The organism is Citrobacter sp. wls826 (assembly GCF_005281245.1).
Lineage (GTDB): Bacteria > Pseudomonadota > Gammaproteobacteria > Enterobacterales > Enterobacteriaceae > Citrobacter > Citrobacter braakii.
The window spans coordinates 162,372-173,927 of record NZ_SZWS01000063.1 but is presented as its reverse complement, the minus strand read 5'-3'; the positions used below and the strand labels follow the sequence as shown (position 1 = coordinate 173,927).

The following is an 11,556-nucleotide window of genomic DNA, read 5'->3' as shown; positions in this document are numbered from 1 at the left end:
GGCGGGGCGCTAGGGTGTTCCCCGCGCCAGCGGGGATAAACCGGAGCTGGGAAATGGCAGACGCTCCAATCAGCTGTGTTCCCCGCGCCAGCGGGGATAAACCGAACGGTTTGCCAGGTCCCACCATCAGTCTGTAGTGTTCCCCGCGCCAGCGGGGATAAACCGGAATGATCAACCTCTTCGCGACGCTTACCCAGGTGTTCCCCGCGCCAGCGGGGATAAACCGTGATCGATGTAACCAGGTACGGAATAGGTAGGGTGTTCCCCGCGCCAGCGGGGATAAACCGGTAAAGCAGGGGGAGCAACGTTAGTATTCGGCGTGTTCCCCGCGCCAGCGGGGATAAACCGGTCGCCAGTGCGGTCGCCTCTAGTGCCGCGCCGTGTTCCCCGCGCCAGCGGGGATAAACCGGAACATCCTGAAGTACACATCAAAAACGAACTGTGTTCCCCGCGTCAGCGGGGATAATCCACTTTGAAAGCAGAAATATTATGGGGCTGGATGGGTTACGAGGATTTACCCGCCTTTGCCAGTTCTTTCACCAGCGGGAGCATAATGCGTACCACGTCGCGGCTACGGTGCTCTATCCTGCCCGGTAAGGCTTTATCGATATGCTGCTGGTTATCCAGTCGCACATCGTGCCAGCTGTTGCCTGCCGGGAACGAGGCGCTTTTGGCGCGCTGTTGATAGCCATCTTTCTTACCCAGACTCCAGTTGGTTGCTTCAACGGAGAGCACGGCAATGCCCGCATCGTCGAAGACCTCTGCGTCGTTACAACATCCAGTACCTTTCGGATAGTTTTTGTTCAGTCCCGGATTGGTGCTGGCTACGATACCGCGGCTGTGCGCGATGGCCAGTGCCCGGTCGCGCGTCAATTTTCGCACCGCTTCCGGGGTTTTCTTACCGCTATTGAAATAGAGCTTATCGCCGACGATCAGGTTATCGAGGTTGATAACCAGCAGCGTATTTTTCTTCTCGGCGGCGCTCATTCGCTTCAGGATGTTCTCCGCGCCCAGTTTGCCTTCTTCCTCGCCGCTGGTGGCGATAAATCGAATGCCGTACTGCGTCGGCACGTCTTTGAGTTTTTCCGCCAGTTCCAGCATCACGCCAAGTCCTGCGGCGTTGTCATCAATACCTTGCAGGGTCAATCCACCCAGATTGGCATCGGAATCGGCGTCGCTCTGCGCGGCGTAGGTGTCGAGGTGCGCCATGATAATAATCTGCTGTGGCGCTTTACCCTCATGTGCGGCAATAACGGTACTTCCCGTGACGTTATGCCAGTTTTTACGGTTATTTTTGGCGGTATAAACATAACGGCTATTAAATGTTCGAATATCACTGCTGTAGCCCATCTGCTGAAATTGCTGACGAATATAATCAGCAGACAACATTTCTGCCGGAGAGCCCGTTACGCGGCCTGGGAAAAACGTTGCGATATATCGAGCCTGGGTATTTGCGATATCTCCAGGTTTGGAAGATGTTGCCTGTGCGGGAAGGATAAAGCACGCGCCGAGCGCCAGGATTGCAAGAAGGGGGCGCGTTGCGGAAAACATAATGAGTCCTTAAATACCAAGCAGAAATTTTTAGCCGCTAGTATGAAACCGTGATCGAGGTAAAACAATTTCATTTGCTCCTAAATGCCCTAAATTCGGTAGCTTAAGCACTTTTTGATATTTGCTTTTCCGGATCGTTATTCCTTTGAGGAACTACTCATTCCAATTCGTAATTTCATTCGCCCTCTTGCCCTCCCTATAGTCAGGTTATCTGAGCATCGTTAGCAAAATAACGGCATTACATAGGAACGGTTATGGATCAAAAACGACTTACCCACCTGCGGCAACTGGAAGCGGAAAGCATCCATATTATTCGTGAGGTGGCCGCCGAGTTTTCGAATCCGGTGATGATGTATTCCATCGGCAAAGATTCCAGCGTAATGCTGCATCTGGCGCGTAAAGCATTTTATCCTGGCACGTTGCCGTTCCCTCTGCTGCACGTTGATACTGGCTGGAAATTCAGCGAGATGTACGAGTTTCGTGACCGCACGGCGAAAGCCTACGGTTGTGAACTGCTGGTGCATAAAAACCCGGAAGGGGTGGCGATGGGCATCAACCCGTTTGTTCACGGTAGCGCCAAGCATACCGATATTATGAAAACCGAAGGGTTGAAGCAGGCGTTGAACAAATACGGTTTCGACGCCGCGTTTGGTGGCGCTCGTCGTGACGAAGAGAAATCGCGTGCCAAGGAGCGCATTTATTCTTTCCGCGATCGTTTTCATCGCTGGGACCCTAAAAATCAGCGTCCGGAACTGTGGCATAACTACAACGGACAGATTAACAAAGGCGAAAGCATTCGCGTATTCCCGCTCTCCAACTGGACTGAACAGGATATCTGGCAGTACATCTGGCTGGAAAATATCGACATCGTGCCGCTGTACCTGGCGGCGGAGCGTCCGGTGCTGGAACGCGACGGCATGCTGATGATGATTGATGACGACAGAATCGATCTGCAACCGGGTGAAGTGATTAAAAAACGCATGGTGCGTTTCCGTACGCTCGGCTGCTGGCCGTTAACAGGCGCGGTGGAGTCGAATGCGCAGACGCTGCCGGAAATCATCGAAGAGATGCTGGTCTCAACCACCAGTGAACGTCAGGGCCGCGTGATTGACCGCGACCAGGCGGGCTCCATGGAGCTGAAGAAACGTCAGGGGTATTTCTAAGGAGCCGCCATGAACACGACACTTGCACAACAAATTGCTAATGAAGGCGGCGTTGAAGCCTGGATGGTCGCCCAGCAACACAAAAGCCTGCTGCGTTTTTTAACCTGCGGTAGCGTGGATGACGGGAAAAGCACCCTGATTGGTCGCCTGCTGCACGACACGCGTCAGATTTATGAAGACCAGCTTTCATCGCTGCACAACGACAGTAAACGCCACGGTACTCAGGGCGAAAAGCTCGATCTGGCGTTATTGGTTGACGGCTTGCAAGCCGAGCGCGAGCAGGGCATCACCATCGACGTGGCTTACCGTTATTTCTCTACCGAGAAGCGTAAATTTATTATTGCGGATACTCCCGGTCATGAGCAATACACCCGCAACATGGCGACCGGTGCGTCGACCTGCGACCTGGCGATCCTGCTGATCGATGCGCGTAAAGGCGTGCTGGATCAGACCCGTCGTCACAGCTTTATCTCCACGCTACTTGGGATCAAACACCTGGTGGTGGCGATCAACAAAATGGATCTGGTGAACTTTAGCGAAGAGACATTTAACCGCATTCGCGAAGACTATCTTACTTTTGCTGAACAGTTGCCGGGCAACCTGGATATCCGGTTTGTGCCGCTCTCTGCGCTGGAAGGCGACAACGTGGCTTCACAAAGCGCCAGCATGTCGTGGTACAGCGGTCCGACGCTACTGGAAGTACTGGAAACCGTTGAGATCCAACGCATAGTTGATACTCAGCCGATGCGCTTCCCGGTGCAGTATGTGAACCGACCGAATCTGGATTTTCGTGGTTATGCCGGGACGCTGGCCTCCGGTAGTGTGAAGGTAGGGCAACGTGTCAAAGTGCTGCCATCCGGCGTTGAGTCGAGCGTGGCGCGGATCGTAACCTTTGATGGCGATTTACAGGAAGCGCATGCGGGTGAAGCGATCACCCTGGTATTGAAAGATGAGATCGATATCAGCCGTGGCGACCTGCTACTTGATGCCGGTGAAGCGTTACCTGCGGTACAAAGCGCTGCCGTTGATGTGGTGTGGATGGCGGAACAACCGTTGTCGCCTGGGCAGAGCTACGACATCAAAGTCGCCGGTAAGAAGACCCGCGCACGCGTTGATAACGTGCAGTACCAGATTGATATTAATAACCTGACCCAACGTGATGTTGAAGCGTTGCCGCTAAACGGCATCGGTCTGGTTAATCTGACTTTTGATGAGCCGCTGGTGCTGGATACCTATCAGCAGAATCCGGTTACGGGCGGGCTGATTATCATTGACCGCCTGACCAACGTTACCGTTGGCGCGGGGCTGGTACGTGAGCCAATCGTCCAGGAGCACACCGCGGCTTCTCAGTTCAGCGCGTTTGAGCTGGAGCTTAATGCGTTGGTGCGTCGCCATTTCCCGCACTGGGGCGCGCGCGATCTGCTGGGAGGAAAATAATGGCGCTGCATGACGAAAACGTCGTCTGGCATGCCCATCCTGTTACACCGCAACAGCGGGAACAACGCCACGGTCATCGTGGTGTTGTGCTGTGGTTTACCGGGCTGTCTGGTTCCGGTAAATCTACGGTAGCAGGGGCGCTGGAAGAGGCGTTGCACAAGCTGGGAGTGAGTACCTATTTGTTGGATGGCGATAACGTGCGCCACGGCCTGTGCAGCGATCTTGGGTTTAGCGATGCCGATCGTAAGGAGAATATTCGTCGGGTTGGCGAGGTGGCTAACCTGATGGTGGATGCGGGTCTTGTGGTGTTGACCGCCTTTATCTCTCCACATCGCGCCGAACGCAAAATGGTCCGTGAACGCGTTGGCGAAGGGCGTTTTATTGAGGTTTTTGTGGATACACCGCTGGCAACGTGCGAATTACGCGATCCAAAAGGGCTGTATAAAAAAGCGCGGGCGGGTGAGTTGCGCAATTTCACCGGAATTGATTCGGTATACGAAGCGCCTGAATCGCCAGAGATTCACCTTGATGGTGAACAATTGGTAACAAATTTGGTACCCCAATTATTAGACCTGCTGAGGCAGGAAGATATTATCAGATCCTGAGACACCCGAGCTTGTATGCCCGGTCAGTCACGGTCACAGGATTAGATATGCGTAACAGCCATAACATTACTATTACAGAGTCAGATACCTTCGCCGCCGACGATGAAACCACCTGGTCACTACCGGGTGCTGTGGTCGGTTTTATCGCGTGGCTGTTGGCGCTGGGGATTCCGTTTCTGATTTATGGCCCTAACACACTCTTTTTCTTCATTTATACCTGGCCCTTTTTCCTCGCATTGCTGCCCGTGGCGATTGTCGCGGGTATTGCGCTGCACTCCCTATTGAAGGGGCTGTTGCTGCTGAGCATTACCTGCACCCTACTGGTGGTTGGGGCGATGTTTGGCGCGCTATTTCTGTGGTTGTTGGGTTAGGCAAACGCCTTTTTTTAACAATCGCTGATGTTGTTCACTCTCTGGTCATAATTCAAACCGTAACCAACAATGAGATTATGTTCTCCTTACACGGGGTATACGTAACAACGGGCAAATGTGGTACATTTGCCCGCGTTGTCGCGGCATTCCCGACCGTTGATGTAAAGTTGTCTGCGGAAGTTATGGGATGTTAATGCCGTTTTTCAGGGGGCAGGATGGGTAAACTAACGCTGCTGTTGCTGGCTTTATTGGTCTGGCTGCAGTATTCGCTGTGGTTCGGTAAGAACGGCATACATGACTATAGTCGCGTCAACGATGATGTTGCTGCGCAGCAAGCTACGAACGCGAAACTTAAAGCGCGTAACGATCAGCTCTTTGCCGAAATTGACGATCTCAATGGCGGACAAGAGGCTATTGAGGAGCGCGCGCGCAACGAACTCAGCATGACTAAGCCGGGCGAAACTTTTTATCGTCTGGTGCCTGACGCGTCTAAACGCGCTCAGACTGCAGGGCAAAACAATCGATAAACCGTCCAGGGATTTAACATGGCAGCCACTTTATTGGACGTTTGCGCCGTGGTGCCGGCTGCCGGGTTTGGCCGCCGAATGCAAACAGAGTGTCCTAAGCAGTACCTCTCTATTGGCAATAAAACCATTCTTGAACACTCGGTTGATGCGCTGCTGGCTCATCCCCGGGTGACGCGAGTCGTTATCGCTATCAGCCCAGGCGACAGCCGCTTTGCCCAACTTCCACTCGCCGCGCATCCGCAAATTACCGTAGTGGATGGCGGCAACGAGCGTGCCGATTCTGTCCTTGCCGGTTTGCAAGCCGCAGGTGAGGCCAGTTGGGTACTGGTGCATGACGCCGCGCGTCCGTGTCTGCACCAGGATGATTTAGCCCGTTTGCTGGCAATCAGTGAGACCAGCCGCACCGGCGGGATCCTGGCGGCACCAGTACGCGACACGATGAAGCGCGCGGAGCCGGGCCGAACAGACATTGCCCATACGGTCGATCGCACCGATTTATGGCACGCGTTGACGCCGCAGTTTTTCCCTCGCGAGCTGTTGCACGACTGCCTGACCCGTGCGCTCCTCGAAGGCGCAACCATTACGGATGAGGCCTCGGCGCTGGAATATTGCGGCTTACACCCTCAGCTCGTTGAAGGACGGGCTGATAATATTAAAGTAACGCGTCCAGAGGATTTGGCGTTGGCCGAATTTTATCTGACCCGGACTACCCACCAGGAGAAGACATAATGCGAATTGGACACGGTTTCGACGTACACGCTTTTGGCGGAGAAGGCCCAATTATCATTGGTGGTGTGCGCATCCCGTATGAAAAAGGATTGCTGGCGCATTCTGATGGCGATGTGGCGTTACACGCGCTAACCGATGCTCTGCTGGGCGCGGCTGCGCTGGGGGATATCGGTAAACTCTTCCCTGACACCGACCCGACCTTTAAAGGTGCCGATAGTCGTGAATTATTGCGTGAAGCCTGGCGGCGTATTCAGGCCAAAGGCTATACGCTTGGTAATGTGGATGTGACAATTATTGCTCAGGCGCCGAAGATGCTGCCGCACATTCCGCAAATGCGCGTGTTTATTGCCGAAGATCTCGGCTGCCATATGGATGATGTTAACGTGAAAGCGACCACCACGGAAAAACTCGGTTTTACCGGGCGTGGGGAAGGGATTGCCTGTGAAGCGGTGGCGTTACTCATTAAGGCACCGAAATGACTGTGTTTGACGATCTGACGTATCTCCATGGCAAACCACTGGGCCATGGCGTCCTGAAAGCGAATCCGGAAGACTTTGTTGTCGTCGAAGATTTAGGCTTCGAACCGGATGGCGAAGGCGAGCATGTTTTGGTGCGCATCCTGAAAAACGGTTGTAACACCCGTTTTGTGGCTGACGCGCTGGCGAAATTCCTGAAAATTCACGCCCGTGAAGTGAGCTTTGCCGGGCAGAAAGATAAGCATGCGGTCACGGAACAGTGGCTGTGCGCGCGTGTACCGGGCAATGCAATGCCTGATCTAAGCAAATTTGAGCTCGAAGGCTGTAAAGTTCTGGAGTACGCGCGCCACAAGCGTAAGCTGCGTTTAGGGGCGCTGAAAGGCAACGAATTTACGCTGGTGTTGCGTGAAGTGAGCGAGCGAAATGACGTTGAAGCGCGTTTGCAGGCGATTAGCGAACGCGGCGTACCGAACTATTTTGGCGCTCAGCGTTTTGGTATTGGCGGTAGCAACCTGCAAGGGGCGCTGCGCTGGGCACAAAGCGATGCGCCGGTGCGCGATCGCAATAAACGCAGTTTTTGGTTGTCGGCGGCCCGTAGCGCGTTGTTTAATCAGATAGTCAGTGAACGCTTGAAAAAAACAGACTTTAATCAAGTTGTTGACGGCGATGCGCTACAATTATCCGGACGCGGAAGCTGGTTTGTCGCCACACAGGAAGAACACACTGAATTACAGCGTCGCGTCGATGAGAAAGAATTGATGATCACAGCGGCATTACCGGGCAGCGGTGAGTGGGGAACTCAGCGCGACGCACTGGCGTTTGAAAAAGCCGCTGTTGCTGATGAAACCGCGCTGCAGTCTCTGTTATTGCGCGAGAAAGTCGACGCGTCGCGTCGCGCTATGTTGCTGTATCCACAACAATTAAGCTGGAACTGGTGGGATGACGTAACCGTCGAGTTACGCTTCTGGCTACCGGCAGGTAGCTTCGCCACCAGTGTTGTAAGGGAACTTATTAACACAATGGGTGATTATGCGTATATTGCTGAGTAACGATGATGGGGTCCACGTACCCGGTATACAAACGCTGGCGAAAGCGCTGCGTGAGTTTGCTGACGTACAGGTGGTTGCCCCGGATCGTAACCGCAGTGGCGCGTCTAACTCGCTGACGCTGGAATCCTCACTTCGCACCTTTACCTATGATAACGGCGATATCGCCGTACAAATGGGTACGCCCACCGACTGCGTTTATCTGGGCGTGAACGCATTAATGCGTCCGCGTCCGGACATTGTCGTTTCTGGTATTAATGCGGGTCCTAATCTGGGTGATGATGTTATCTATTCCGGTACCGTTGCGGCGGCAATGGAAGGCCGTCATCTGGGATTCCCGGCGCTGGCTGTCTCACTTGATGGCCATAAACACTACGATACTGCTGCCGCAGTAACCTGTCGTATCTTACGGGCGCTGAGTCGTGAACCGCTGCGCACCGGTCGCATTTTGAATATCAACGTGCCGGATTTACCGCTGGATCAGATTAAAGGTATTCGCGTCACGCGCTGCGGCAGTCGCCATCCGGCGGATCAGGTTATTCCACAGCAGGACCCACGCGGTAATACGCTGTACTGGATCGGGCCACCGGGTGAAAAGTGCGACGCCGGGCCGGATACGGATTTTGCCGCCGTCGATGAAGGCTATGTTTCTATCACGCCGCTGCATGTCGATTTAACCGCATACGGCGCGCATGAGGTGGTTTCTGACTGGTTAGACAGCGTGGGAGTCGACACGCAATGGTAAGCAGACGCGTACACACTCTTCTTGAACAATTACGTGCGCAGGGCATCAGAGATGAGCTTGTCCTCGATGCGCTCGCCGCCGTGCCGCGTGAAAAATTCATTGATGAGGCGTTTGAACATAAGGCCTGGGACAATATTGCCCTGCCGATTGGTCAGGGGCAGACGATTTCGCAGCCTTATATGGTTGCGCGAATGACCGAACTGCTTGAGCTAACGCCGCAGTCTCGGGTGCTGGAAATTGGTACTGGCTCTGGCTACCAGACGGCGATTCTGGCGCACCTGGTGCATCATGTGTGCTCCGTTGAGCGCATTAAAGGTTTGCAATGGCAGGCGCGTCGCCGCCTGAAGCAGCTTGATTTACATAATGTTTCGACCCGTCATGGTGATGGATGGCAAGGCTGGCAGGCGCGAGCTCCGTTTGACGCTATCATTGTAACGGCAGCGCCGCCCGAGATCCCGACCGCATTGATGATGCAACTGGATGAGGGCGGCATTCTCGTCTTACCCGTGGGCGATGAGCACCAGTTTCTGAAGCGGGTGCGTCGTCGGGGAGGCGAATTTATTATCGATACCGTGGAGGCCGTACGTTTCGTTCCCTTAGTGAAAGGGGAGCTTGCGTAGATAGCGCTGCTGAATACCTGGAGTTTTCCTGGTTATTCTCGAAAGAGTAAGCGTATTGTGACGGGGCCTTGCACGGTGATTACGTCACTGGTTTTAACCAATTTTCCTGGGGGATAAATGAGCGCGGGAAGCCACAAATTTACCGTTCGCCGCATTGCGGCATTGTCACTGGTTTCACTATGGCTGGCAGGTTGTTCAAACACCTCGAATCCACCAGCGCCGGTCAGCTCGGTTAACGGTAGTGCATCAACGAACACCAGTTCTGGCATGCTGATTACGCCTCCACCCAAAATGGGCTCGACGTCGACCGTACAGCAGACGCCACAGATCCAGTCGGTGCAGCAACCAACTACACAGCCAACGCAAATCCAGCCTGTTGCTCAACAGCCTGTGCAGATGGAAAACGGTCGTATTGTATACAATCGTAAGTATGGGAATATTCCGAAAGGTAGCTACACGGGCGGCAGTACCTATACTGTTAAGAAAGGCGATACCCTTTTCTATATTGCCTGGATCACCGGGAACGATTTCCGTGACCTCGCACAACGCAATAACGTTCCGGCCCCGTATGGCCTGAATGTCGGTCAAACTCTGCAAGTGGGCAACGCGTCTGGCGCACCGATTACCGGTGGCAATGCCATCACCCAGGCGGATGCAGCACAGCAAGGAGTTGTGACCAACCCTGCACAAAATTCCACCGTTGCTGTTGCTTCGAAACCAACAATTACGTATTCTGAGGATTCAGGTGAACAAAGTGCTAACAAAATGTTGCCGAACAACAAGCCTGCTGGGACTGTGGTCACAGCGCCTGTAACGGCTCCAGCAGTTAGCACAACCGAATCAACTGCAAGCTCAACGTCGACTAGCTCGCCAATCTCTACCTGGCGCTGGCCGACTGACGGCAAAGTGATCGAAAACTTTGCGGCTACCGAAGGTGGCAATAAAGGGATCGACATTGCAGGCAGCAAAGGACAGGCTATTGTCGCGACCGCAGATGGACGCGTCGTCTATGCCGGTAACGCGCTGCGTGGTTACGGTAATCTTATTATCATCAAACATAACGATGATTACCTGAGCGCCTACGCCCATAACGATACAATGCTGGTCCGGGAACAACAAGAAATCAAGGCGGGGCAGAAAATAGCTACCATGGGTAGCACCGGAACCAGTTCAACACGCTTGCATTTTGAAATTCGTTACAAGGGGAAATCCGTAAACCCGCTGCGCTATTTACCGCAGCGATAATTAGGCGGAACCAGGCTTTCACGTGCTAGTTCCGTTAGGGATCACGGGTAGGAGCCACCTTTATGAGTCAGAATACGCTGAAAGTTCATGATTTAAATGAAGATGCGGAATTTGATGAGAACGGAGTAGAGGCTTTTGATGAAAAAGCCTTGAGTGAAGAGGAACCCAGTGATAACGACCTGGCTGAAGAAGAGCTGTTATCGCAGGGGGCCACACAGCGTGTGTTGGACGCGACTCAGCTTTACCTTGGTGAGATTGGTTATTCACCACTGTTAACAGCCGAAGAAGAAGTTTATTTTGCGCGTCGCGCACTGCGTGGAGATGTCGCATCTCGCCGTCGCATGATTGAAAGTAACCTGCGTCTGGTGGTGAAAATTGCTCGTCGTTATGGCAATCGTGGTCTGGCATTGCTGGACCTGATTGAAGAGGGCAATTTAGGGCTTATCCGTGCCGTCGAGAAGTTTGATCCGGAACGTGGGTTCCGCTTCTCAACATACGCAACCTGGTGGATCCGCCAGACGATCGAACGGGCGATTATGAACCAAACCCGTACGATCCGACTGCCGATTCACATTGTAAAAGAGCTGAACGTCTATCTGCGTACCGCGCGTGAGTTGTCGCATAAACTGGACCACGAACCGAGTGCAGAAGAGATTGCTGAACAACTGGATAAACCGGTTGATGACGTCAGCCGTATGCTCCGACTCAACGAGCGTATTACCTCGGTAGACACCCCGCTGGGTGGCGATTCCGAAAAAGCGTTGCTGGATATTCTGGCCGATGAAAAGGAAAACGGTCCGGAAGACACCACGCAAGACGATGATATGAAACAGAGCATCGTCAAATGGCTGTTCGAACTGAACGCCAAACAGCGTGAAGTGCTGGCACGTCGTTTTGGTCTGCTGGGGTACGAAGCTGCGACACTGGAAGATGTGGGCCGTGAAATTGGTCTCACTCGTGAACGTGTTCGCCAGATTCAGGTTGAAGGTCTGCGTCGTCTGCGTGAAATTCTGCAGACTCAGGGACTGAATATCGAAGCGC

The 11,556-nt window shown here is 53.5% G+C and carries 14 protein-coding genes and 1 CRISPR repeat array; of the genes, 12 read left to right on the top strand and 2 right to left on the bottom strand.

Features of this window, described 5'->3' with window-relative positions; translation table 11 throughout:
• Nucleotides 1-14: 14 nt before the first annotated feature.
• Nucleotides 15-470: direct repeats of the CRISPR family, unit length 29 nt; unit sequence GTGTTCCCCGCGCCAGCGGGGATAAACCG.
• A 34-nt stretch (nucleotides 471-504) separates the two neighbouring features.
• Nucleotides 505-1,551: an aminopeptidase gene (locus FDW87_RS19975; protein ID WP_019077559.1), complete on the bottom strand. Its 1,047-nt coding sequence runs from the start codon at nucleotides 1,549-1,551 to the stop codon at nucleotides 505-507.
• 254 nt (nucleotides 1,552-1,805) lie between these two features.
• Here FDW87_RS19975 and cysD point away from each other — a divergent pair, with 254 nt between their 5' ends.
• From cysD to FDW87_RS19925, 10 genes are all read left to right on the top strand, one after another.
• Nucleotides 1,806-2,714, top strand: coding sequence for a sulfate adenylyltransferase subunit CysD (cysD, locus tag FDW87_RS19970; RefSeq protein WP_003034152.1), 909 nt, complete (start codon nucleotides 1,806-1,808; stop codon nucleotides 2,712-2,714).
• 9 nt (nucleotides 2,715-2,723) lie between these two features.
• Nucleotides 2,724-4,151 carry a sulfate adenylyltransferase subunit CysN gene (cysN, locus tag FDW87_RS19965; protein ID WP_016154213.1) on the top strand — a complete coding sequence of 476 codons (1,428 nt, stop codon included), beginning with the start codon at nucleotides 2,724-2,726 and terminating at the stop codon, nucleotides 4,149-4,151.
• Nucleotides 4,151-4,756, top strand: coding sequence for an adenylyl-sulfate kinase (gene cysC, locus FDW87_RS19960; RefSeq protein ID WP_019077557.1), 606 nt, complete (start codon nucleotides 4,151-4,153; stop codon nucleotides 4,754-4,756). Before cysN ends, cysC begins: the two co-directional genes overlap by 1 nt.
• Before the next feature lie 47 nt (nucleotides 4,757-4,803).
• On the top strand, nucleotides 4,804-5,127 hold the full coding sequence (locus tag FDW87_RS19955; RefSeq protein WP_016154211.1) for a DUF3561 family protein: 324 nt from the start codon (nucleotides 4,804-4,806) through the stop codon (nucleotides 5,125-5,127).
• A gap of 215 nt (nucleotides 5,128-5,342) precedes the next feature.
• Nucleotides 5,343-5,654: a cell division protein FtsB gene (ftsB, locus tag FDW87_RS19950; RefSeq protein WP_003034163.1), complete on the top strand. Its 312-nt coding sequence runs from the start codon at nucleotides 5,343-5,345 to the stop codon at nucleotides 5,652-5,654.
• A gap of 18 nt (nucleotides 5,655-5,672) precedes the next feature.
• Nucleotides 5,673-6,383, top strand: coding sequence for a 2-C-methyl-D-erythritol 4-phosphate cytidylyltransferase (ispD, locus tag FDW87_RS19945; protein ID WP_046274807.1), 711 nt, complete (start codon nucleotides 5,673-5,675; stop codon nucleotides 6,381-6,383).
• Nucleotides 6,383-6,862, top strand: a complete 480-nt coding sequence (gene ispF / locus FDW87_RS19940; protein WP_016154209.1) for a 2-C-methyl-D-erythritol 2,4-cyclodiphosphate synthase — start codon at nucleotides 6,383-6,385, stop codon at nucleotides 6,860-6,862. Before ispD ends, ispF begins: the two co-directional genes overlap by 1 nt.
• Nucleotides 6,859-7,908, top strand: coding sequence for a tRNA pseudouridine(13) synthase TruD (gene truD / locus FDW87_RS19935; RefSeq protein WP_016154208.1), 1,050 nt, complete (start codon nucleotides 6,859-6,861; stop codon nucleotides 7,906-7,908). Before ispF ends, truD begins: the two co-directional genes overlap by 4 nt.
• Nucleotides 7,889-8,650 carry a 5'/3'-nucleotidase SurE gene (gene surE / locus FDW87_RS19930; RefSeq protein ID WP_137380091.1) on the top strand — a complete coding sequence of 254 codons (762 nt, stop codon included), beginning with the start codon at nucleotides 7,889-7,891 and terminating at the stop codon, nucleotides 8,648-8,650. Before truD ends, surE begins: the two co-directional genes overlap by 20 nt.
• A complete protein-coding gene (locus FDW87_RS19925) occupies nucleotides 8,644-9,270 on the top strand; it encodes a protein-L-isoaspartate(D-aspartate) O-methyltransferase (protein WP_003034172.1) in 627 nt (208 codons plus the stop codon). Before surE ends, FDW87_RS19925 begins: the two co-directional genes overlap by 7 nt.
• A gap of 32 nt (nucleotides 9,271-9,302) precedes the next feature.
• Here the strand turns inward: FDW87_RS19925 and FDW87_RS23140 are convergent, their stop codons facing one another.
• Nucleotides 9,303-9,530: a hypothetical protein gene (locus FDW87_RS23140; RefSeq protein WP_223870215.1), complete on the bottom strand. Its 228-nt coding sequence runs from the start codon at nucleotides 9,528-9,530 to the stop codon at nucleotides 9,303-9,305.
• On the opposite strand from FDW87_RS23140, the gene nlpD reads away from it, so the two are divergent.
• Together nlpD and rpoS are read left to right on the top strand one after the other, a co-directional pair.
• Complete coding sequence (gene nlpD / locus FDW87_RS19920) at nucleotides 9,433-10,515, top strand: murein hydrolase activator NlpD (RefSeq protein ID WP_230330220.1); 1,083 nt, start codon at nucleotides 9,433-9,435, stop codon at nucleotides 10,513-10,515. The genes FDW87_RS23140 and nlpD overlap by 98 nt on opposite strands.
• 62 nt (nucleotides 10,516-10,577) lie before the next feature.
• Nucleotides 10,578-11,556, top strand: a 979-nt coding sequence (gene rpoS / locus FDW87_RS19915; RefSeq protein ID WP_137380096.1) for an RNA polymerase sigma factor RpoS, incomplete at its 3' end; no start/stop codon positions are given.